This window comes from Lacinutrix cladophorae (genome assembly GCF_053604645.1).
Map to the genome: position 1 here is coordinate 20,525 of NZ_JBSHNR010000086.1, position 24,071 is coordinate 44,595.

Annotated in this window: 20 protein-coding genes; 10 read left to right on the plus strand and 10 right to left on the minus strand. The window is 30.4% G+C overall.

The features are described from left to right. Positions 1 to 14 precede the first annotated feature (14 nt). The 5 genes from ACVC3Y_RS03600 (at position 15) to ACVC3Y_RS03620 (ending at position 4,773) form a co-directional block, all read left to right on the plus strand. Complete coding sequence (locus ACVC3Y_RS03600; protein ID WP_303424236.1) at positions 15 to 437, plus strand: PaaI family thioesterase; 423 nt, start codon at positions 15 to 17, stop codon at positions 435 to 437. A 2-nt stretch (positions 438 to 439) separates the two neighbouring features. Beyond that, positions 440 to 1,561: a chorismate-binding protein gene (locus ACVC3Y_RS03605; protein WP_452226136.1), complete on the plus strand. Its 1,122-nt coding sequence runs from the start codon at positions 440 to 442 to the stop codon at positions 1,559 to 1,561. Positions 1,562 to 1,594: 33 nt separating this feature from the next. Beyond that, entirely contained in the window at positions 1,595 to 3,355 is a 1,761-nt protein-coding gene (gene menD / locus ACVC3Y_RS03610; RefSeq protein ID WP_452226137.1) for a 2-succinyl-5-enolpyruvyl-6-hydroxy-3-cyclohexene-1-carboxylic-acid synthase, read from the plus strand. A gap of 128 nt (positions 3,356 to 3,483) precedes the next feature. Continuing rightward, a complete protein-coding gene (locus tag ACVC3Y_RS03615; protein ID WP_203459243.1) occupies positions 3,484 to 3,825 on the plus strand; it encodes a DUF2853 family protein in 342 nt (113 codons plus the stop codon). Positions 3,826 to 3,942: 117 nt separating this feature from the next. After that, positions 3,943 to 4,773, plus strand: coding sequence for a CvfB family protein (locus ACVC3Y_RS03620; protein ID WP_303424239.1), 831 nt, complete (start codon positions 3,943 to 3,945; stop codon positions 4,771 to 4,773). A gap of 3 nt (positions 4,774 to 4,776) precedes the next feature. Here ACVC3Y_RS03620 and ACVC3Y_RS03625 read toward each other — a convergent pair whose 3' ends face one another. After that, the gene (locus ACVC3Y_RS03625) at positions 4,777 to 5,202 is read right to left on the minus strand and encodes a hypothetical protein (protein WP_452226138.1); all 426 of its coding nucleotides are present in this window, start codon (positions 5,200 to 5,202) and stop codon (positions 4,777 to 4,779) included. Between the two features lie 203 nt (positions 5,203 to 5,405). Then, a complete protein-coding gene (locus tag ACVC3Y_RS03630) occupies positions 5,406 to 5,828 on the minus strand; it encodes a hypothetical protein (protein WP_452226139.1) in 423 nt (140 codons plus the stop codon). A 264-nt stretch (positions 5,829 to 6,092) separates the two neighbouring features. On the opposite strand from ACVC3Y_RS03630, the gene ACVC3Y_RS03635 reads away from it, so the two are divergent. From ACVC3Y_RS03635 to ACVC3Y_RS03645, 3 genes are all read left to right on the plus strand, one after another. Further along, positions 6,093 to 6,932 (plus strand): 1,4-dihydroxy-2-naphthoyl-CoA synthase, encoded by an 840-nt coding sequence (locus ACVC3Y_RS03635; RefSeq protein ID WP_303424242.1) that lies wholly within the window; start codon positions 6,093 to 6,095, stop codon positions 6,930 to 6,932. Between the two features lie 3 nt (positions 6,933 to 6,935). After that, positions 6,936 to 7,838, plus strand: coding sequence for a 1,4-dihydroxy-2-naphthoate octaprenyltransferase (gene menA, locus ACVC3Y_RS03640; protein ID WP_452226140.1), 903 nt, complete (start codon positions 6,936 to 6,938; stop codon positions 7,836 to 7,838). A gap of 199 nt (positions 7,839 to 8,037) precedes the next feature. Further along, a complete protein-coding gene (locus tag ACVC3Y_RS03645) occupies positions 8,038 to 8,715 on the plus strand; it encodes a metal-dependent hydrolase (protein WP_303424244.1) in 678 nt (225 codons plus the stop codon). Positions 8,716 to 8,741: 26 nt separating this feature from the next. Here ACVC3Y_RS03645 and ACVC3Y_RS03650 read toward each other — a convergent pair whose 3' ends face one another. Continuing rightward, on the minus strand, positions 8,742 to 9,218 hold the full coding sequence (locus tag ACVC3Y_RS03650; protein ID WP_303424245.1) for a hypothetical protein: 477 nt from the start codon (positions 9,216 to 9,218) through the stop codon (positions 8,742 to 8,744). Positions 9,219 to 9,746: 528 nt separating this feature from the next. Here ACVC3Y_RS03650 and ACVC3Y_RS03655 point away from each other — a divergent pair. Then, positions 9,747 to 10,493 (plus strand): hypothetical protein, encoded by a 747-nt coding sequence (locus ACVC3Y_RS03655; RefSeq protein ID WP_452226141.1) that lies wholly within the window; start codon positions 9,747 to 9,749, stop codon positions 10,491 to 10,493. 9 nt (positions 10,494 to 10,502) lie between these two features. Then, positions 10,503 to 11,306 carry a sulfotransferase family 2 domain-containing protein gene (locus ACVC3Y_RS03660; RefSeq protein WP_452226142.1) on the plus strand — a complete coding sequence of 268 codons (804 nt, stop codon included), beginning with the start codon at positions 10,503 to 10,505 and terminating at the stop codon, positions 11,304 to 11,306. Positions 11,307 to 11,374: 68 nt separating this feature from the next. Here ACVC3Y_RS03660 and ACVC3Y_RS03665 read toward each other — a convergent pair whose 3' ends face one another. The 7 genes from ACVC3Y_RS03665 to uvrA all read right to left on the minus strand — a co-directional run bounded on the left by ACVC3Y_RS03665 (position 11,375) and on the right by uvrA (position 23,944). Next, positions 11,375 to 11,644, minus strand: a complete 270-nt coding sequence (locus tag ACVC3Y_RS03665) for a DUF202 domain-containing protein (RefSeq protein WP_452226143.1) — start codon at positions 11,642 to 11,644, stop codon at positions 11,375 to 11,377. A gap of 7 nt (positions 11,645 to 11,651) precedes the next feature. Beyond that, positions 11,652 to 13,247: a class I SAM-dependent methyltransferase gene (locus ACVC3Y_RS03670; protein ID WP_452226144.1), complete on the minus strand. Its 1,596-nt coding sequence runs from the start codon at positions 13,245 to 13,247 to the stop codon at positions 11,652 to 11,654. 83 nt (positions 13,248 to 13,330) lie between these two features. Beyond that, positions 13,331 to 15,742 (minus strand): alpha-ketoacid dehydrogenase subunit alpha/beta, encoded by a 2,412-nt coding sequence (locus ACVC3Y_RS03675; RefSeq protein ID WP_452226250.1) that lies wholly within the window; start codon positions 15,740 to 15,742, stop codon positions 13,331 to 13,333. Positions 15,743 to 16,153: 411 nt separating this feature from the next. Then, the gene (locus tag ACVC3Y_RS03680) at positions 16,154 to 18,895 is read right to left on the minus strand and encodes a metalloprotease (RefSeq protein WP_452226145.1); all 2,742 of its coding nucleotides are present in this window, start codon (positions 18,893 to 18,895) and stop codon (positions 16,154 to 16,156) included. A gap of 89 nt (positions 18,896 to 18,984) precedes the next feature. After that, positions 18,985 to 20,283, minus strand: coding sequence for an endonuclease/exonuclease/phosphatase family protein (locus ACVC3Y_RS03685; RefSeq protein ID WP_452226146.1), 1,299 nt, complete (start codon positions 20,281 to 20,283; stop codon positions 18,985 to 18,987). Between the two features lie 45 nt (positions 20,284 to 20,328). After that, a complete protein-coding gene (locus ACVC3Y_RS03690; protein WP_303424255.1) occupies positions 20,329 to 21,018 on the minus strand; it encodes an LOG family protein in 690 nt (229 codons plus the stop codon). Between the two features lie 94 nt (positions 21,019 to 21,112). Then, positions 21,113 to 23,944: an excinuclease ABC subunit UvrA gene (gene uvrA / locus ACVC3Y_RS03695; RefSeq protein WP_452226147.1), complete on the minus strand. Its 2,832-nt coding sequence runs from the start codon at positions 23,942 to 23,944 to the stop codon at positions 21,113 to 21,115. Between the last annotated feature and the right edge of the window lie 127 nt (positions 23,945 to 24,071).

Sequence of the window (24,071 nt, forward strand, 5' to 3'; positions counted from 1 at the left end):
AATACATTATTTATATGCAATTATCTAAAGAAACTATCTTAGCAAAAGCAAATGCGGCTAGCAAAAACACCTTAATGGAGACTTTAAATATTGAAATGGTAGATTATGGAGAAGATTTTTTAGTAGCAAGAATGCCTGTAGATTCTAGAGTTTATCAACCAGATGGTGTATTGCATGGTGGTGCAACAGCTGCTTTGGCAGAAAGTGTTGGTAGTTTTGCGTCTCATGTTTTTATGGATACCGAAAATAAATTTATTCGTGGTTTAGAGATTACTGCAAACCATTTAAAAAGTGTAACCGAAGGATATGTTTATGCAAAGGCAACTTTTTTACATAAAGGAAGAACTACACAATTATTAGATATTAGAGTTACAGATGATAACGATAATGTAGTTTCCATTTGTAGATTATCTACGATTTCATTACCAAAGAAGTAATAATGCTATCTACCGCTTTTTTTGAAGAATTACAACAGCATTTTAGTAATGCACTGCCATTTGTTGTGTATAGAAAACCGAATGATTTTGAGGTGCATGCATTGCTTCAAAAAGCAGACGAATTACATGTAATTAAAGATTATACAGAAAGCGGCTTTGTTTTCTCTCCTTTTGATAATAAAGACGATGCAATACTTTTACCTTTTAATAGTTCTAAAAAAATATCTTCAAATTATGATATTTCAAGCGAATTTAAAGCAGCTACTATTCATAAGGTTTCTTCTTTAAAAAGTAAGGAAGAACACATACAATTGGTACAAAAAGGAATTGATGCTATTCGTAAGGGCCCCATACAAAAGGTAGTTTTATCGCGAAAGGAAGAACAACATATTTCCGAAGAAAATCCATTAAAAATTTTTAAACGTTTATTAGAAAAATACGTTTCAGCATTTGTGTATTGTTGGTACCATCCTAAAGTAGGATTATGGTTGGGAGCAACCCCAGAAACCTTATTAAAAGTGGAAGGCAATAGATTTAATACGATGGCTTTAGCAGGAACACAAATGTACAATCAAGCTAAAGATGTAGTTTGGCAAGACAAAGAAAAAGACGAACAACAAATTGTAACAGCATTTGTAGTAAACAGTTTAAAAGATAGTGTTAGTACAATAAAAATTTCGGAAGTAGAAACAGTAATGGCAGGAAACTTATTGCATCTTAAAACGGCAATTTCTGGTACTTTAGATTTTAAAAATTTAGACTTTAAAGCATTGCTAACAAATTTGCATCCAACCCCAGCTGTTTGTGGTTTTCCTAAAGAAATGGCTAAACAATTCATTGTACATAATGAAAGTTATAATCGCGAGTTCTATGCTGGATTTTTAGGAGAGTTAAATCTTAAAGAGAACAAAACTAGAAATAGAAACAGACGCAATGTTGAAAATAACGTGTATGCAACAGTAAAAACCGTTTCTAATTTGTTTGTAAATTTACGTTGTATGCAACTTAAAAATAAAGCGGCCTTAGTTTATGTTGGAGGCGGAATTACTAAAGATTCTGTGGCCGAAAATGAGTGGCAAGAAACCGTTAATAAAACGCAAACTATCCAGGCAGTTTTAGATTAAATTTTAATTCTGTTTTGTATCTTTGGTTGTTAGATGAAATACCCAAAAATTCCTTTAGCACAAACCGTTATTCAGCTTTGTAAAACAAAGAATATAAAGCATATTGTTATTTCTCCAGGAAGTAGAAATGCACCATTAACCATTGGATTTACTCACGATGATTTTTTTACATGTTACAGTATTGTAGATGAACGTTGTGCTGCATTTTTTGCTTTAGGAATTGCGCAACAAATACAAAAACCCGTTGCAGTTGTTTGTTCATCTGGTAGTGCATTGTTAAATTATTATCCTGCAATAGCTGAAGCTTTTTACAGCAATATACCATTAGTAGTTTTATCTGCGGACAGACCAAAGCATTTAATTGGAATTGGAGATGGACAAACCATTAATCAAGAAAATGTGTACGAAAATCACATCTTGTATTCGGCAAATTTAAAACAAGATATTAAAGAAGAAAATAGTTTTGTTCAAAATGAAGAATTACCAATTTTTAAGAATCTTGAAAATAAATTAGAAAAATTTTTAGGCTTACAGCAAGGTATTCAATTGCAAAATGAAAAAGAAATAAATGAAGCTTTAAACATTGCAATCTATAAAAGTGGTCCAGTACATATTAATATCCCGTTTGATGAACCTTTGTATGAAACTGTAGATACTTTAACAGTAAAACCAAAAGTCGTTGAGGTTACTTTAAAACCCAATAAAATGGAAGATTTACTTGTATCAAAATTAGTTTCCGATTGGTATGATGCTAAAAGGAAAATGGTAGTCGTTGGTGTAAATAAACCAAATAGTATAGCCCAAAAATGGTTGGATGAGCTTGCAGATGACGAGAGTGTTGTGGTTTTCACAGAAACAACTTCAAATATACATCATCCTCACTTTTTTAACAGCATAGACAAGATAATAGCTCCCTTAGATGTAGAAGGCTTTAAAGCTTTACAACCAGATATTCTAATAACTTTTGGTGGATTAATAGTGTCTAAGAAAGTTAAGGCCTTTTTACGAACTTATAAACCAAAACAACATTGGCACATAGGAACAGAAAAAGCAAACGATACTTTTTTCTGTTTAGAACATTCTATAAAAATGGCACCAAATCTATTTTTTGAACAGTTTTTAAATGAAGTTAAGCACCTAACTAAAAGCGATTATCAAGATTATTGGAAGGCTGTAAAAAAAGAACGAAAAAAGAAGCATACAGCTTATTTTGAAAATATAGCATTTTCCGATTTAAAAGCCTTTAAATCTATTTTAAAGTCAATTCCAGATCATACCGTTTTACAATTAAGTAACAGTTCTACCATTAGGTATGCGCAGCTATTTAATATTAATAAAACATTAGAAGTTTATTGTAATCGAGGAACTAGCGGAATCGATGGAAGTACAAGTACGGCTGTTGGTTGTGCTGTAGCAAACACAAAACAAACTATTTTTATAACAGGAGATTTAAGCTTCTTTTACGATAGTAATGCGCTTTGGAATAATTATATACCTATTAATTTTAGAATTATTGTTATAAATAATGAAGGAGGAGGGATTTTTAGAATACTTCCAGGAGATAAGAACTCTGAAAATTTTGATACCTTTTTTGAAACCAAACACCATCTTTCTGCTAAACATTTAAGTACAATGTATGGTTTTACTTATGAAAGTGCTACTAATTTAGAAGAGCTACAGTCTGTTTTACCTTCATTTTATTCTGAAGGAGAAAATCCAAAAATTTTAGAAGTCTTTACACCTAGAACTGCTAATGACACGGTATTATTAAATTATTTTAAGGCGATAAGGTAGTTTGTCGTTAAATACTGTTGTTTAGTCGATAAAATAAAGTCTTTAATATTTTTTTCTTATTAGAAAATATTTAAATAGCGTATCTTTAGAATACTTAAAACAATCAATAACAATAAAATATAATAAGAATGAGTAAAAGAGATGATTTAATTGTAAAGTATGCTGCAGATTTAAAAGACAAAATTGGTGTAACTCCAGATATGGATTTATTAACTAAAGTAACAATTGGTTGTGGACCATCTATTTACAATGCAGATGCTGCAACAGTTTCAGGATCTGATGCATCTGAACTTGCAACAGTAAAAAACAATTTTTTAATAAAAAAATTAGGCTTAGCAGACAGTGCAGATTTAGATAAAGCTATAGATTCTGTAATGGAAAAATATGGTAAATCTAACAGAAGTAAATATAGAGCAGTTGTATATTACTTATTAACACAACATTTCAAAAAAGAGTCTGTTTACAAATAGACCTTTAATTACAAAATTTATAAAAAGCGCTACAGCAATGTAGTGCTTTTTTGTTTTCTGTTAATTTCGTAATTAAAAAATAACATTTTTAACTTTTAATATCCTTACTTTTGCAGCATGATACATTTAGGAAAATACAATACGCTTTCTATTATACGTGAAACTGAACCAGGATTATTCTTGAGTGATGAAGAAGATAATGAAGTCTTACTACCCAATAGATATGTACCAGAAACATTTAAAATTTGGGACAAGTTAGAAGTATTTGTTTATTTAGATAATCAGGAACGTTTAGTTGCAGTAACCGATAAACCATATATACAACGTAATGAATTTGCTTTATTGCGCTGTAATGAAACTACTAAATTTGGAGCTTTTTTAGATTGGGGAATGGTAAAAGAATTGTTTTGCCCATTTAAAGAACAAGCCTACGAAATGAAAAAAGGAGGCTGGTATTTGGTATATTGTTTTTTAGACGAAGAAACGAATAGGTTAGTGGCTTCAAGTAAGACGAATCAGTTTTTAGATAATAACGAACTGAGTGTTGCAGAATTTGATGCAGTAGATTTAATAGCATCCCATAAAAGTGATATTGGTTGGAATGTTATTATAAATAAAAAACACTCTGGTTTAATTTATACCGATAATATTTTTCAAGATATTAGTGTAGGCGATAAGTTGAAAGGAGTTGTTAAAAAAATTAGACCAGGAAATAAAATAGATATTATTTTAGGGCAAGTAGGTTATCGAAATATTGAACCCAATGCAGAAAAAATAATGAATCATCTTCAAGATAATAACGGTTTTTTAAACTTAACAGACAAATCAAATCCAGAAGTGATTAAAGAATTACTCCAAATGAGTAAAAAGAGCTTTAAAAAAGCTGTAGGGTCTTTATACAAGCAAAAACTTATTGAAATTAAAGAAGACGGAATTCATCAAGTTTAGATATTAAGTGTTATTTTTTGTTGCATTATAATTTATTTCTTTTACCCAACTAATCGCTTCAAAAAGATTCTTAAATCGAGCAATTTTAGAATTATAAAACAATTTTTCTATTAAAGCATTTAACCAGCCATTTTCTGTATAAGAAACTATTGCGTAACCATTTAAACGCTTTCCAGACTTAAAAAAAATATTCCAATCAATCGGATTAATAGAGTATGGATTTATTCTATTAGATATGTAGCAAATTTGAGGGTTTTCTCCATAATAATCGGTAGCCATATTTATAATCTCTTGTGCAGTCTCCCAGTTTATTATAGCGCCTTGGTTAATTTCAGATACAATAAAATCTTTAAAAAAATAGAAGGTACCATTTTTAGAAGTGTGAGTATCTTCTATAAAATTGTTTAAATTAGTTTCAATAATTTTCATTTAGTACATGAAGTACCATTAACTTCTAATTAAAAATTAATGGTACTATTAGGTGTTTAATAGCTTTAATAAAAAATACTTGCCTAAATAAGTAGTTTTGTAGGTAGTGTTTGGAGCAAAAAAGTTATAGGAGGCTTAAGGTAGATTAAATTAGTTTTTAGGTGCTATTTAATCCGTTTTTTAGGGTTTTTAATCTACCTTACTTAAGCGGTCCTTTTATCAATAATATTTGAAAAACTATGTATAGCATCTTGCAAATCTTTAAAACATTCTGTTTTACATTTTATAAACGTTTGTTCTAATTTTGCATTAGAATATGCCAATGCATTATAATAAACAAAGGAAACACTTTTTAGGTTTTTAGCATTTTCATTTTTATAGAAATCAAACCAATATGTAGGCACTACAGAGTAATTGTTTACTCTATTTGAAATTACATGTAAACAGGTGTTTTTTCCATAATGATTAAATATTAATTCTGTTAATTCCTTTGAACATTTTGAATCATATATAACAGCTTCATTTACTTCTGTAACAATAAAATGTTTAAAACAGTATACCATACCAAAATTTGTTTTTATTGCGGTATGTTTTAGTGTAACATATTTAGAATCAATTAATTTCATTCCTTTGCTTTCAGTTTCGAAGCAAAATTAGACGGGATTACTTTTATATGTATCATTCTTATTTACAAAATCAATTTTAACGATTAAAATCAATAAACATCGACAAAATACATTGTCTGTGTAAGAAAAAACATCAATCTAGAAAACCGAATGATTTTGAACTATCTGTTAAACAGTAGTTTAAGTTTTGTTTTGAAGCTTTACGTCAATTATTAGTTGTAGTAGTTTGAAAAAAGAAGTATTTTTACTCTCCAAAAAAAAACGATGAGTCAAACAAATTGGATAACAGCAAAAGAATACGAAGACATTACATACAAAAAGTGTAATGGGGTTGCTAGAATAGCTTTTAACAGACCAGATATTAGAAATGCATTTAGACCAAAAACGACTAAAGAATTATATGATGCTTTTTATGATGCAGGAGAAGACACTAGTATTGGTGTAGTATTATTATCTGCAGAAGGACCGTCTACCAAAGATGGTATTTGGAGTTTTTGTTCTGGAGGAGATCAAAAAGCAAGAGGTCATCAAGGGTATGTTGGTGAAGATGGTTACCACCGGTTAAATATTCTTGAGGTACAACGTTTAATTCGTTTTATGCCAAAAGCAGTAATCGCTGTAGTTCCAGGTTGGGCTGTTGGTGGAGGTCATAGTTTACATGTGGTTTGCGATTTAACATTAGCAAGTAAAGAACACGCCATTTTTAAACAAACAGATGCAGATGTAACTAGTTTCGATGGAGGTTATGGTTCTGCTTATTTAGCTAAAATGGTTGGGCAGAAAAAAGCACGTGAAATCTTTTTCTTAGGAAGAAATTATACTGCTCAAGAAGCTTTCGATATGGGTATGGTAAATGCAGTAATTCCCCATGCTGAATTAGAAGAAACAGCTTATAATTGGGCGCAAGAAATACTAGAAAAATCGCCAACATCTATTAAGATGCTAAAGTTTGCAATGAATTTAACAGATGACGGTATGGTTGGTCAGCAAGTTTTTGCTGGTGAAGCTACTCGATTAGCTTATATGACAGATGAAGCAAAAGAAGGACGTGATGCTTTTCTTGAAAAACGTAAACCAAACTTTCCTAAAAAGTGGATTCCATAATTTATGAGTACACTTAAATATTGGGTACAAGCTGCAAGATTAAGAACTTTACCACTTTCTATTTCCGGAATAATAGTAGGTACCGCTTTGGCTGCATATAATGGTTTTTTTGATTGGCAAGTTTTTACATTAGCAATATTAACAACTATTAGCCTTCAAGTACTTTCAAATTTTGCAAACGATTATGGCGATGGTGTAAAAGGAACAGATAATGAAGATAGAATTGGTCCACAACGAGCATTACAAAGTGGAAACATTTCAGCAGAAGCAATGCTGGAAGTAATTAAAAAAAACATTCTTATTTGTATTATTTTATCTTTTAGCTTAATCTATTCCGCATTTGGCTCTAAACACTTATTATATGCATTAGCATTTTTTGTTATAGGTTTATCATCTATCTATGCTGCAATTAGATATACTATGGGAAATAATGCTTATGGTTATAGAGGTTTAGGAGATGTTTTTGTTTTTTTGTTTTTTGGTTTAGTAAGTGTGATAGGAAGTTATGTTTTATATAGTAAACAAATTGATCATGTTACTTTTTTACCTGCTTGTGTTCTAGGTTTTTTAAGTGCAGCAGTGCTTAATTTAAATAATATGAGAGATATTGAATCGGATAGAAAAGCGAATAAAAATACTCTAGTAGTTAAATTAGGAAGCAGTAAAGCAAAAAAGTATCATTACTTTTTAATTATTTCAGCCATAATTTTATCCTTTGTTTTTGGAATTTTATATTATACCTCTATATTTAATTTGCTATTCCTTATTGCATATATCCCTTTGTTTATACACTTAAAAAACGTTAAGAACAATACCAATCCTGTGCATCTCGATCCAGAGCTTAAAAAATTAGCACTTACCACTTTTTTATTAGCCATTCTGTTAGCTATTGGTCATTTGTTGTAATACATTTCTTATAATAATTATTTTCGCTATTAATTTTGACTATAAGTATTTGTAAATCAAATAATTATGCGTATATTTATTTTGTTGATGCTTTATGGTATACTAAAGTATGAACTTCAATTTTGGGGATTGAAAAACTCAGACAAATTCTTCAATATGTCTGAGTTTTTTTTGTAATTTTCTTTTCTAAAAAATAATTATGAAAATCACATTTTTCGGGCATGCAAGTTTAGGTATTCAAATTGAAGATGTACATATTCTTGTCGACCCATTTATTACAGGAAACCCAAAAGCTTCACATATTAATATAGAAACTTTACAAGCAGATTATATATTACTAACACATGCACATCAAGATCATATTTTAGATGTGGAAGCAATAGCAAAACGTACAGATGCAGTAATTATTTCTAATTATGAAATCGTAACACATTTTCAAAATTTAGGATTAGAAGGGCATCCAATGAATCATGGCGGAACTTGGGATTTTGAATTTGGAAGCCTTAAATATGTTAATGCGATACACACTTCCTCTTTTCCTGATGGTAAATATGGAGGACAACCAGGAGGTTTTGTTTTAGAAGGTGAACATAAAAATATATATATAGCAGGAGATACTGCTTTAACGTATGATATGAAATTAATACCGCTGCAAACGAAGTTAGATTTAGCTATTTTACCAATTGGTGACAATTTTACTATGGGAATAGCTGATGCTATTCTTGCAAGTGATTTTGTGCAATGTGATAAGGTCTTAGGATATCATTTTGATACTTTTGGCTATATAGAAATTGACCATGAAGCTGCTAAAAAAGAATTTTTTAATAAGGATAAAGATTTGATGCTTTTAGATATTGGTGAAAGTATAGAGCTTTAAACTACCCGTTTTAATAGCTAAATGTATTAATTTTCTAAATCCTCTAAAGCCATTGTGTAATCGTATTGTAAGTCTTCATGTAAACCCGAAATTATTTTTTTTATAGAATTTATTTGTCTGTCATAAATATTGGTAAGCGTAACGTTTCTTTTTATAGATGGTTTAAAGGCTTTAAGTTTTTGGCAAAAGTAGAGTAGTAGCTCTACTTCGGTTTCTTTTTTTAAAGAATAGCGACTAAATTTTTTTATGAGTCTTAATATTTTACGCACACTCTTTTTAATATAAAAATAACTATCTGTATTTATGGTTTCAAACTGAGTATCTATTTCCTGTTTTACGTTTTCAATATATTCTGCTTCATCATGTGCTTCAAAAAGCAAATAAGTAAGCAGTTCTTTATTTTCCTTTTTAAAGCGAGATAAACGCAAACAAAGATTCATTAATTCTTCGGTAGAGTTATGTTTTAGTTCGTCTTTAAGTTGTTTTACAGTAGCTGTTTTCATATTTACTTACCTCGAAAGAGGAAATATTTTTAGTTAACACAATCTTTATACTCTTTTTCACTACGAAAAAGGGATTAAAGCTTTTTCACGTTTAGATGCTTAAAATCGAAAATAGCCATTGCTTTGCAATCAAATAAAAGTTTGTCTTTTGTTATTTTCTGTCCAAAATGTATTCACGCTAAAAGGAGTAGCATAAATAATATGTTTTTTATAAAACTATTTTTGTTTTCTAATTCTAGTTGCAAAATACGAAAACTAAGCTTAGAAGGTTTTATATTACTATATTTTATAATGCTTATTTACTTAAAATAATCTAGTAAATCATACTGTTGTTTTCGAGTTTGCCCTATCTATCTTTATCATTATATTTATTTTGTTAATGTAGGATTTTAATAAAAGTATAAATTAGTTTTTATCGTTTAAAAAATAATAATGCAACTATTAAAAATAGATATGATTATAACTAAGTTATTATTTGGTTGTTTTTTTATTAAATTGCTTTATAAAAATGTTTTATTTTAATATACTATGGGAATATTAAATTTTTTTAAACCAAACTCTTCTTCTGTACTAAAAATTGATGAAGTTTTATATTCAGAACTAGATAAAAATACTTTCTTAACTAAGTATTTGAATCCAAGAGTGCCTTTAATTATAAAAAATGGAGCTCATGATTGGCCATTAATTAAGTTGTGGACCAAAGATTATATTTCCGAAAAAAATGGGGATTACTTATGTACCGTAATTAGTGATTCAAGGCCTGCCTATTCTAAAGATAAAACGACGCTAAAAAATTACTTCAACACGCATAAAAATAAGAGTACTTTAACATTGGAGGGGTATGATCGAAAAAAGGAGCCTTTTTTTTTGAAGGGAATAAAATTTCCTAATATGTTTTTTTCAAAGAAGAATATACATCGGTTTTTCTTTTATCATTCTGTTAAAGACGCTGGTACTTTGCCTCACATTCATAGAGATGCCTTTAATATTCTTCGGGAAGGAGAGAAACGTTGGGTTATGTATGATGCCGATAGGATTATAGCACCAAATGGTTATTCATTAATGATGAAGACTCATAAAAAATATCCTCCTGGCACTCATGCTAAAGATTGGTTTAAAAAGGAGTACGCTAAACTTCCTGCTAAGGTAGATAAGGTTTATGAATGTATACAATCTCCAAACGATATTGTTTTTATTCCAATAAACTATTGTCATACGGTTATCAATAATTCAAATGAAGTTCTCGGATTAGTGGTAGAAGTATTACGTTCTTAAAATATTTATATGATCAAATTATTTCAAAGAAAGAATATATCAAAAAAAAATGCTATTTTTTTACACATCCCTAAAACTGGAGGGTCTACATTTGTAGGGTTATTAAAGGATTCTATTAAAATTACAAAAGAAGATTATAAATTACCTTCCCATATTATCGACCAAATTGGCAATGTTAAAATTAGTCATATAGATTTTAGTACTAAACACCGTTATTTTCAATCTCCCGAAATCTTTGATAAGTCTTTACATTTAAATTTTAAGGATAAATTTTTAATATTTATGCTTATTAGGCATCCAGTAGACAGAATTGTTTCGGAGTTTACATTTCAATATCATATGCTTAACGGAAAAGATGGTAATACAAACGCTGCTATTATTTCTAAACTTAGGCCACTGCCTAATTCATTAAAAGAATATATTAAATTCCCGCACACACATAATTATCAAATTAAATTTCTACTAGGTCGAAAAATAGCTGATCCAAAACCCATAACAGCCAGCGACTATCAGAAAATCATTGATAGTATTGAAACTCTTTCTATTCATTGCGGTCTAACAGAAAATTACAGTCAATTTTTGCACCAATTTCAAGAATTAACATCCGTAAAATTAAAGAAGCATATTACGATAAGAAAAAGGACACCTATTGAATATGAAATGTTTCTAGATGATGCTTTAAAAAGTAAAATTTTGAAATACAATGCATATGATTATAAACTTTATTCTTATGTAAAAGAAAAGCTAAATAATAAAGCTGGAATGAATTTCAATACATTCAAATATAATAATAGTAACGATTTTATTGTGTGATTTTTTTAACTACTCTTTTTCAAGTATAGTTTTTATGGCCAGTTTATTTTTAAAATCAACAGTTTTGTTTACTGCGATGTTTTGTAGTGTTTATTAATCGTTTTTTTCACTCGAAATAATCGATATAAACCTATTAATAAAATAACAGGAGAAATAGCTAATAGCGTTACCCCAAAGGTTTTAAGTTCGGAAAAAAGGTCTAGTTTTAAAATAGCTAACCCTGTACCAAGTATTACTAAAAAAGTTCTAAAATAAGCTAAAAAAGTACGTTCGTTTGCTAGCTTAGTTCTTTCTATTGCGAGCCAATCCCTTGTAGTTAATGTATCTGGTTCTGTCATTTTTACTTTATCCTTTTAATAAATTTACACTTACTGTTGCTAAGTCGTTATCTGGAAATTTCGAAAAATAATTTGCATCTGGTTGCAAGCCTACTTCGGTAGCTATTTTGTTAAATACGTCAACTTCTAAAATAAATTGGTCGCTATAACCATGTGTAGCATCGTAGGCAGTTGCTGCAGTTTTTCCAATATTTTGTGCAATAAGTTTTGGGTTAATGGTGTGTAACTCGATAATTAATAAACCAAATTGCTCCACATAAGGTTTCCATTTTAATAAATGTTCTCGTAAGGAGTCTTCTACTAAATTATTAGGCAAACGTTTTCCTTGATTTGCATATGCTCCAGTAGAAGTGCTTACTTTATTACTAATCACTTCTGGTGTTTCCCAAATTCGGTTATGATCTAAAAAGGTACGAACATTAAGTAAATCTTTAAGTGCTATATTATAATCTTCTTTAAGGTCTTTAGCTAATAAATCGGGTCTACCAATATCGCCCCAAATTACTTTAGCCCAGATATCTGCTTTTATTAAATTTGCTCTGGTTACTTTTAGTGCAGCCTGATTAAAATCTGCACCAACCAATAATAACGGGTGTTCTTCCAGCATTTTACCACGAATAGTTTGGTGTTCAATGACATCAAAAATATGATTTATAAAAGCGCCATTACCACAACCCATATCTAGAATCCCTTTAGGTTGTTCATTAATTGGTTTATTAAAGAGTTTAATAATTACTTGATCTATTACTTTAAAATATGTTGAATGCGCACCACCACTTCCCCAAACATTCATTTCTCGATGTACATGCTTTTCCGTTTCTTGAGGTGAGTTTGTTTTTAATACTAAAGGATTTCCAAAAAGCAATTCGTCTAATTGTAAAAAAGTTGGTAAATAAGAAACAGTTACCCCATAGGCACTAGCTCTTTTTGCAAAAAATAACCCTTGATCTGTAAATTGGTAGGTGTTTTTCTTTTTGACAAACCATCCTAAAAACGAAAAGAAGTCTAGAATTTTTTTAAAACTTTCTGGATCTTTATGATATTCTTCTGCTGTAAAAGAAGCTTCCATGAAGTATTTATGAAACAAGCCATTTACACCTAGCATCACAATTATTGGAGCTACGATACAGCCTTCGATATGTTTTAAAACTTGTTGTTCTATTTCTGTTTTTGCTTGTAAGCCAAAATTGTTTTGATAGTTTTTAAAAATCTGCTCTAAAACAATAAAAGTATCTGCACTTATATGGTTTTCTGGGAATGTAACCGAATAGGAGAGCAGCTTAACAGCATCTTCATAATGGCTTGCAAGATGAAAAGCCGCTTTGCTATTTCCATTTATTTGATAAGTTACTTTGTTAGAAACGTTATCTACATGTTGCTGCAGCCAACCTTGTGAAGCTAAAATGCGTAATGCAATGTTTAAGTAGCCTTCGTTAGCTTTAAAACTTGTAGTAATTTCTTCAGTGGTTGTTTTTTTTTGTTCCAATAAAAAATCTAAAACCCCTTTTTTGTAAAGAGAATATGCTGTCGTTGCTGTAGCAATACCATCTAAATGTTTAAAAATAGTTCCTCGAAGTTGTTCTTTGTCTTTTTTGGTAAGCATTTGCTTTTATTGATTTCTATAAATATAAAAAAAACCTTTCAAGTATGTATTGAAAGGCTTTTAAATTCATATTTAAAAAATTGTTATCTCAATTTTGGAAAATCGCTAGGATTTGCTTCGTGCATAACTTGGTAAACAGCTTCAAAAATATCTTCTAATGAAGGTTTAGAAAAATAATCACCATCTGTACCATAAGCAGGACGATGGCTTTTGGCAGTTAAGGTTTGCGGTTTACTATCTAAATGCTCGTATGCGTTTTGTGTGTTTAATATTTCATTTAAAATATAAGCAGAAGCACCACCAGGAACATCTTCATCTATAACCATAAGACGGTTGGTTTTAGCTATACTTTTTACAATATCATGATTAATATCAAAAGGTAAAAGGGATTGAATATCTATAACCTCTACATCAATACCCACTTCAATCAATTCTTTTGCTGCTTGAGCTACCATATTTAAAGTAGAACCGTAAGAAACTAAAGTAATATCGCTTCCTTCTTTAATGGTTTCTACGACTCCTAATGGTGTTTTAAATGCACCAATATTGTTTGGCATTTTTTCTTTTAGACGGTATCCATTTAAACATTCTACTACTAAAGCAGGTTCGTCACTTTCTAATAGGGTATTGTAAAAACCAGCGGCTTTTGTCATATTTCTAGGTACTAAAACATGTATACCTCTAACAAGATTAATAACACCTCCCATTTGCGAACCAGAATGCCAAATACCTTCTAGTCGGTGTCCACGTGTACGAATAATTAATGGTGCTTTTTGTCTACCATGAGTTCTATAATGCAAGGTTGCTAAATCGTCGCTCATTATTTGCAAAGCGTACAAGATATAATCTAGGTATTGAATTTCGGCAATTGGTCTTAAACCACGCATTGCCATTCCAATTCCTTGACCTATAATAGTGGCTTCACGAATTCCAGTATCTGAGACCCGCAATTCACCATACTTTTCTTGCATACCTTCTAGGCCTTGGTTTACATCTCCAATATGTCCTGCATCCTCACCAAAAATTAATACTTCTGGATGTTTTGCAAAGAGCGTATCAAAATTATCTCTAATAACTAAACGAGCATCTACTAATTTAGCATCGTCATCATAAGTTGGTTTTACCTCTTTTACATGTAAAGCGGAAAGTTTAGAGTGACTATGTAAATGGGAGCTATATTTAGGTTGGATTAGGTTTATATAACTATTAATCCAGTTTATAAGTTGTGTTTTTTCTGAAGAATCTTCGTTTAATACATAACGTAACACTTTTCTAGCAGTAGAAATATTATCTTTTCTAATAGGTTCTACAATTGCAGTTAAGTTATTAATTAATTTTGTTATAAAAACTTTGTTAGCACTCGTTTTAGAAAGGTTTTCAAGGAGAGTAACTAACGTTTCACGTTCTTGAAGAATTGGAGTGTTATAAGCAGACCAAGCAGCTTTTTTACCTTCACGAACTTGTTTTTTTATATCTTTCTCAATGGTTCTAAGTTCTTCTTTAGTAGCAAAGTTATTGGCAATAATCCATTCGCGCATTTTAAGGTTACAATCGTGAGCTGCTTCCCAATTAAGACGTTCCGTATTTTTGTAACGTTCGTGAGAACCAGAAGTAGAATGACCTTGTGGTTGTGTTAACTCATTAACATGAATTAAAACAGGGATATGATGTGTTCTTGCTATTTTGGATGCTTTTTGGTAGGTATCTACTAAAGCTGGATAATCCCAACCTTGAACTCTTAAGATTTCGTATCCATTGGTATTCTCTTCTCGTTGAAAACCTTTTAATATTTCGGAAATGTTTTCTTTTGTCGTTTGGTGTTTTGCGTGTACAGAAATGCCGTATTCGTCATCCCAAACACTCATTACCATTGGTACTTGTAAAACACCAGCTGCATTAATGGTTTCAAAAAATAAACCTTCACTAGTACTTGCATTACCTATAGTTCCCCAAGCTACTTCATTTCCATTATTCGAAAACTTAGTAGCATCCATTTCATTTATATTTCTATACATTTTTGAAGCTTGCGCTAAGCCCAGTAAACGTGGCATTTGCCCCGCAGTTGGTGAAATGTCGGCACTTGAGTTTTTTTGTTTTGTAAGGTCGTTCCAATTTCCTTTTTCGTCTAAACTATGGGTTGCAAAATGCCCACCCATTTGTCTACCAGCAGACATTGGATCATGTTTAATATCGGTATGTGCATATAGGCCTGCAAAAAATTGCTCAATGGTTAATTCGCCTATAGCCATCATGAAAGTTTGATCGCGATAGTAGCCAGATCTAAAATCTCCATTTTTAAAAGCTTTAGCCCAAGCTAGTTGTGGTATTTCTTTACCATCTCCAAAAATTCCAAATTTTGCTTTACCTGTAAGCACTTCACGTCTACCAAGTAAACTGCACTCTCTAGAAGTTACAGCGATGGTATAGTCTTTTAAAACTTCCGCTTTAAAATCGTTATAAGAAATGTCTTCTATTTCGTCTGGATTAGATGTCATTTTTGATGCTTTCATATATTGCAAATTTACGAAAAATAAAGCGTTTTTGCAATTTTGAAAATCTTAAAAAATTGCGAAATCAATATTGTTTAAAGCGTGATTTTATTAAAAATTAAAAATAATGCAATTATTAGCATTTTTGTTGAATATTTTTTAATGTATTTTCAGTTTATTAATTTTTTATTGAGAATTTTTAAACTGAGAAAAAGTTCTGTTTTTAAAAAAGTTTATAGCACTTTAGTAGGAAAGAATTAGATGTAAATTGTAAAAACATTCTTATTGTTTGTTGGTAAGTCGGATAATTTCAAAAAGAATTAAAAGTGTTTCAAATGCACATATAAGAATTAGCTTTACAGCGATGATTTCTTTATAGCTTTTATATGTAAAGTATTTTCAGAAAAAGGTATCCAATTAATACCAACGTCTTCTAAACAACCCTAGAAGTGATTGTATGTCTGCTGTGAATTTAAAGCGTATTTTTTGGTTGTATTGTGGTTGCGCTATTTCCCAACCAAGATTAGAATATACAGGGAAATATATTTCAAAATAATCTTCAACTAAATTAATTCGAACACCCGAATCATATACAAACTTGGCGTTTTGGTGTTTGTTTTTTAAAGTTCCTAAATCTCCATAGGCATGAATATATTGCCAAATTGATGTGCTTATGTTTGTTGTTGCCATCCATTGGTTAGCAAAGGGGGTTTCTAATTTAGATTTAAAACCTCCTTCTGCAATAATTAATTCTTGACTAAATAATCCAGTACTTTCAGATCTCCCCAAATAACTGTAATCAAACAAGTAATCAGTTGGTCTGTCCAAAGCAAAATTAAAGTAATTACTGTTAATATCGTTTTTGTTTTTTAAGAATGCACCAGCGAAGAAACGTACATTTAATTGTCTATTGTTTTGGTACAGTTTTCTGTATTCGTAATTAAAGGATACTTTACTAAAATTTTGGGATGCTTGAAAATCTGCAAACCAGCTTGAAAATTCTATTAATCCTGGATTTTTATTAATGTATCTAAGATTAAGTATGTTGTAGTTTGGTGCAGCTTCGTCTAAGAGAATATTATTTACATCTTCGTCTCTATGAATACTAACATATCTAAGGTTTAAATACCCTCTTTTATTGGCGCGTAAGTTTTTTGTGTCTCTAAAATGAAGTGTTATAGATGGTTTAATGGAGGTTACAAATAGGCCAGGAGCATAGCTATCATAACTTCCAGTTAAAACATATTGAATTTTTAATAAGTTTCTATTTGTGGTATTAAACTGATCATATACAACATTTCCAGAGCCTGTTATTGCATTCGATTTTAGACCATATTGTGGAGCTATTTTGTATGTCAGATTTTTTTTAAGCATGGTTTTATTATATGCTTTTGTACCTACAACGATGCCATCATATATATTATTAAACTCTAAAATGGGCATGATTAATACTTGATTGTATCTAGTGTCTTCTACATCTTTTATAAGTCTAATTTGTAAGGGTTTATTTAATAATGAAGCTGTTAATGCTTTTGTGTTATTTCTATTATTTAATTCTGGTGTTATTTTATCTTGATTAATTACTAGTTTTGTTGCCTCGTTTTTTTCTATTTTAATAGTATCTAATTTTTTATTGCTTTTTAGCCATGTTTTATTGATGATGCTATCTTTTTGTAAAGCAAATAACGAAGAAGGCATGTTTGTTTTACTTTTGTTTTTTACAACTACTGTAATAGAATCTTTATTTTTTTCTATGGTTTTAATTTTGTAATCTATCTTTTTAGTTGTTTTTAGATATTCGTCAAAAAACCAATTAATTTCTTTGCTTGCTTTGGGTTTTATAAAATTTTCAAAGTCTTTAGTATTGGTTGCTTTTAATTTTTGATTAGAAACAAATTCAAGAATAGATTTTTCTATATCTAGGTTTTCATCATAACTATTTAAGTACTCTAAACCAATAGCGGCTTTGTTTGGGTTTGCAATATTTTTGTTGAATTTTAACAAAGAATCTTTTTGCATAGTTAGTGGCTGGTCTTGGTTACCTCTGGCCATATTCATAAACAAAAGACTGTATTGATCATTAAAATTAAGCTGTGCAGCATAAAAGGATTTTATTCCCCAAATATTAGAAAGGCTTCCAAAAATTTTCATTTCTGGATAATTTTCTTCTACATACTTTTTTAAATAATAAATTTGAAAACCATCTATTAACCATTGGTCTTTTCGTGGATTTATTAGAAGTGTGTTTTCTAGGTAATTATATAATACGGTTTTTAATAGTTTTAATTCATATTGAAAACTATCTGGAAAAGGACGGAAGAAATCTGGAAGTAAATTAAGTCCGTATATTGGTTTTTTTCTGTAATCTGTATTAGAAACTAATAAGCGTTCATGTGGATAATCGCCAAGATTTTTAGTGATAAATCCAGCAATTTTGTCTGTTAGTAGTACTCTTTCAATTTGTGCTAGATTTTCGTCATCAATACTAGATACCACATTGAAATAATCGGTTTCTACTGTATTAAATTGGGGTTCTTGTAATAAAAATAATTTTGAGTTAATTCTATCTTTCCCTTCTAAAGTAGTTGTAATTGTGTTATTGCTTTTGGTGCTTCCGGTTTCGTTAAGTTCTGAAGTTAAAATATAACGCTCAGGATACGTTATTTCAAAGTTGTGATTTGCTTTAGGAATATAAGCATCTTCTAAATCTTTATTACTAAAGTAATGCCATTCACCATCATAAACTGCAGGAGTGATATACCAATATCGTAATGTAATATTGTTGTCTTTATAAATACCTTGTCTTGTAAACTTTGCATTAGGTATTTGAACTATATAGTTTAATTGTAGTGTGTAGGTTTCGTTAGGAGCTAATGGAGTGTTTAGTTTTACTTTAATAATATCTAGTTGCTCTTTCAGTCTTTCGTGGGATACTTCTTTGTAGTCTTGTTGTAAAGAGGTTATAACCGTATAGCCTCTGTCTTCATTTTTTGCGAAATGAAAATCGTTTTTATATTCTTCAGCAAAACGTTTAGCTAACGGTGTACTTTTTGTGGAATAACTATTGCTCCAATCGGTTAAATAAATGTAATCTAAAGTATTGTTTGTTGTATTTTGGTATTGAATTGTTTGAGCTATTTTAATTTTTTTTTCAGCCACATCAAAAGTAGCCTTAAGGTCAATGGTGTTTTGACTAAAGCTAAAAAAACTCACAAAGGTGAATACGATAAAAAGTAGGTTGCAATTTCTCAATATACTTTCACAAACTTTAAAGGTTCTACATTAAAATTAGGTGTTGTAATGTAATATAAACCATTAGATAAATTAGAAACGTCTATGCTATGAATTTCGTCATTATTTAAAGGAATTATTTTTACTAATTGACCTAAAGTGTTAAAAATGTTTAGTTTTTTGTTGGTGAATGTTTGGTTGTTGGTTCGTAAATTTAAAGTATTAGAAACAAAGTTTTTCCCAATTATTTCATAATAATTAGATGTTATGTATTCTGGGATGCTTAAAAATTGCTGATTTGTTTGCATTTGTAAAGAAACTGGTAGATGATCACTAAAATTATAAAGTGCATCTCTAATTGCTTGAGAAAAATCTGCTGTAGAGGCATCTCCATCTTCAGCACAACTTGTCGATGTTATTTCTTGATTAAAACAATTTACATTCGCGTTATTACCAATAACTTGATAAGAATCTTCAACAAAAAATAAATCGGTATTAATATTTGTCGAATTGTCTAAGCTTTCGGAAGTTAAAATAAAATCAAATCGATCATCAAAGCCTCCAGTGGCTCCACCAAAACCAGTAGTGGTTCTTGTGGACTGTGTAAAAACTTCTATAAAATCAGTATTGTTATGCCAAGAACCTATTTTGTTTGCTGGATCAACAAAGGTAATGTGGTTTTCGGAATTTATTAATTTTTGAAAAGCCTCTTCAGAGCTAGTATATAAGTTGAAATCTCCGGCTAATAGGATATGATTTTCTTGCGGTATAGTATTTAAATAAGTTTCTAAGTCTTGTACCATTTGCAAACGCAAAGATTGGTTTTCAACGCCATTAGAAGCTTTTAAATGGCCAACAATTACATCTAGATAAATAGGGTTTGTATTTATTTCTTCTGTATTTAGCTTTAGTTTGTAGTGGTTAAAATCCCTATATATTGTTGTAATTATAGTTTGATTTTCTAAGCTAAATTTTGTGTTATTAAAAAACAATAGGTTTTGTAAATCGTTTTGATTTCCTATAGTATCATCCGAAGTATTTAACTCAAAATTAGCCATAGCATAATTAGGGTTAATTTCTTGTTGCATCATATTAATAATGCTATTAGCACCTGTTTCATTATTTAATTCACAAACCATAAATATGTCTGGTTTGTATTCATTTAAAATAATACTTAAATGGTCTATTCTATTAACAGGATTTGTTTGTGTTGGAAAGTTTAATAAGTTATAAAACATAGCATTAAAAGTGTCTTGTGCTAAAACACTTTTAATGCTAATTAAACTTATAAAAACGATTAGTATGTTTTTTTTCATGTTTACTTTCCGCGAAAATGGAAATGTTTTATAGGTTATAATTTTTTAGAAGTTAGGGCTAAAGCCATATTCTTTATAAAAAGCATCTAAGATTTCTATTACTTCATCTTCGGTATCTACAAGGTGAATTAAATCTAAATCTTTCGCACTAATATTTCCAAATTTATCTAATAACGTAGCTTTTACCCAATCAAATAAACCTTCCCAAAATTCAGTTCCAACAAGAATAATTGGGAATTTTTCAATTTTATTGGTTTGAATTAATGTAATCGCTTCAAATAACTCATCTAATGTTCCGAATCCTCCAGGCATTACAACAAAGCCTTGTGAATATTTCACAAACATTACTTTTCGTACAAAAAAGTAATCGAAATCTAAACTTTTATCATGATCGATATATGGATTATCATGTTGTTCGAAAGGTAATTCAATATTTAAACCAACAGATGTTCCTCCGCCTAGATGTGCTCCTTTGTTACCAGCTTCCATAATTCCTGGTCCTCCACCAGTAATTACACCATAACCATGATCTACAATTTTATGTGCAACTTTTTCTGTTAACTTATAATATTTATCTTCTGGTTTTGTTCTAGCAGATCCAAAAATAGATACACAAGGTCCAATTCTACTTAATTTTTCATAACCATTAACAAATTCTCCCATGATTTTAAAAATCGCCCAAGAATCATTCGTTTTCTTTTCATTCCAACCTTTTGGATGTTGTTCTTTTCTCATATATTTTACTATTAATTTTTAGTATTTTATTTTTTTTGCAACTAGCTAATTTACTTCTTTTTTTAGCCGTTCGACAAAACTAAATACTATTATTTTATTTTAATTCTTTCTTTAAAAATTTTGCGGTATAGCTGGTTTTATGTTTTGCAACTTTTTCAGGAGTGCCTTCTACAAGAATTTCGCCACCATTTTTTCCACCTTCATAACCTATATCAATAACATGGTCTACCGTTTTAATAACATCTAAATTATGTTCAATAATTAAGACCGTATTACCTTTATTAGCTAGTTTGTTTAGTACAATCATTAATACTCTAATGTCTTCAAAATGTAATCCTGTTGTAGGTTCATCTAGAATATAAAAAGTATTTCCTGTATCCCGCTTGCTAAGCTCTGTTGCAAGTTTAATGCGTTGTGCTTCACCACCAGAAAGTGTTGTACTTTGTTGCCCTAATGTAATATATCCTAAGCCAACATCTTTTATTGTTTTTAATTTTCGATTAATTTTTGGAATATGCTCAAAGAAGTCAACAGCTTCATTTATGGTCATATTTAATACATCACTAATGTTTTTTCCTTTATAACGAATTTCTAAAGTTTCGCGATTAAAACGTTTTCCTTGACAAGTTTCACATTCTACATATACATCTGGAAGGAAATTCATTTCAATAACACGTAAGCCACCACCTTGACAGGTTTCGCAACGTCCTCCTTTAACGTTAAAGCTAAATCTTCCTGGTTTATAACCACGAATCATAGCTTCTGGTATTTTTGCAAAAAGACTACGAACTTCACTAAAAGTACCTGTATAAGTTGCAGGGTTACTTCGTGGTGTTCTACCAATTGGCGATTGGTTAATATCGATTACCTTATCTATATGTTCTAAGCCCTTTATGCTTTTGTATGGCATTGGTTTTTTAACACCATTAAAATAGTATGCATTAAGAATAGGATATAGGGTTTCATTTATCAAGGTAGATTTACCGCTACCAGAAACACCAGTTACACCTATCATTTTTCCTAAAGGAAATTTTACCGAAATATTTTTTAAGTTATTTCCTGTACAGCCTTTAAGCTCCATGAATTTTCCATTACCTTCTCTACGTGTTTTTGGTACTTCAATTTGTTTGGTGCCATTAAGGTAATCTGCGGTTAGCGTATGGTGTTTTAAAAGTTCTGTTGGGGTACCTTGACTAATAATTTCACCACCATGTTTTCCTGCATGTGGGCCAATATCGATCACATGATCTGCACGTTCTATCATGTCTTTATCGTGTTCTACAACAATTACCGAATTACCAACATCACGTAATGCAACTAACGAGTTTATTAATTTTTCGTTATCTCGTTGGTGTAAGCCTATACTAGGTTCATCTAATATGTATAGTACGCCAACTAATTGAGATCCTATTTGAGTTGCTAAACGAATTCGTTGCGCTTCGCCACCAGAAAGGGTTTTAGAACTTCTGTTTAACGATAAGTAATTTAAACCTACATCTAATAAAAATTGTAATCTAGTTCTAATTTCTTTGATGATTTCTTCCGCAATCTGTAATTGGGTTTTAGAAAGGCTTTTATGTAAATCTGTAAACCATTCAGCCAAATCAATAATATCTTTATTCGCTAATTCGGCTATGTTTTGATTGTTTATTTTAAAGTAAAGCGATTCTTGACGTAGTCGAGCTCCATGACAAGTACCACAAGCTACTTTATCCATATATTCTTTTGCCCAACGTTTTAGCGAAGTAGAATCTGCGTTTGCATATTGGCTTTCAATAAAGTTGGCAACCCCTTCAAAATCTATTTTATAATCTCTCTTTATACCAAGAGTTTTGCTGTCTACTGTAAATTTTTCGTTTCCACCATAGAGAATAATTTGTTTCGCTTCTTTAGGAATATCTTTATAAGCATCACTCAATTTAAAATTGAAACGCTGTGCAATTAATTCTAACTGCTTAAAAATCCATGAATTTTTTTCTGGTCCATGCGGTGCAAGTGCACCATTTTTAATGGAAAGGGAATCGTCTGGAACGATTTTATCTTTATTTACTTCATACAATGTACCAATCCCATTACATTTAGGACAAGCGCCTTTTGGAGAATTAAATGAAAAATTATTAGGTTCTGGATTAGGATATGAAATTCCTGAACTAGGACACATTAAGCTTCTGCTAAAAAAACGTGTTTCGTTAGAATCTTGATCTAAAACCATTAGCACATCATTGCCATGATACATTGCGGTGTTTATGGTTTCGGTTAAGCGTTTATCATTATCTACAGATGCATCAATTTTCAATCTATCGATTACTATTTCAATATCATGATTTTTGTATCTGTCCAGTTTCATACCTTTTACAAGGTCTTTTATTTCACCATCTGTTCTAACTTTCACAAAACCTTGTTTTGCAATTTGCTCAAACAATTCTCTGTAATGTCCTTTACGTGAGCGAACAACAGGAGCAAGAATATTTATACGTTTACCAGAAAAACTTTCTATAATTAAAGCCTTTATTTGCTCATCACTGTAGCTCACCATTTTTTCGCCAGTATTATAACTGTACGCATCGCTAGCTCTAGCAAATAGTAAGCGTAAAAAATCATAAATCTCTGTAATAGTCCCAACTGTAGAACGTGGTGACTTACTTGTCGTTTTTTGTTCGATTGCAATTACAGGTGAAAGACCATCAATTTTATCTACATCTGGTCGTTCTAATCCACCAAGAAATTGTCGGGCATATGCAGAGAATGTTTCGATATAGCGTCTCTGTCCTTCTGCATAAATGGTGTCGAAAGCTAGCGAAGATTTTCCGCTACCTGACAAGCCAGTAATAACTACTAGTTTTTCTCTTGGAATGGTAACATCTATATTCTTTAAATTGTGAACACGTGCACCTTGAACTTCTATATTTTCTTCGAATTTGGCCATAAATTTGCAAAGGTGCAAAGATACGATTTTTGTTATTATTATTATTGAAAAGAACCTTAGTTTAAGTCTTTATAAAAAATGGTGCAATTTTTTCTATTTTATAATTCAATAAAATAAAAAACTCCTA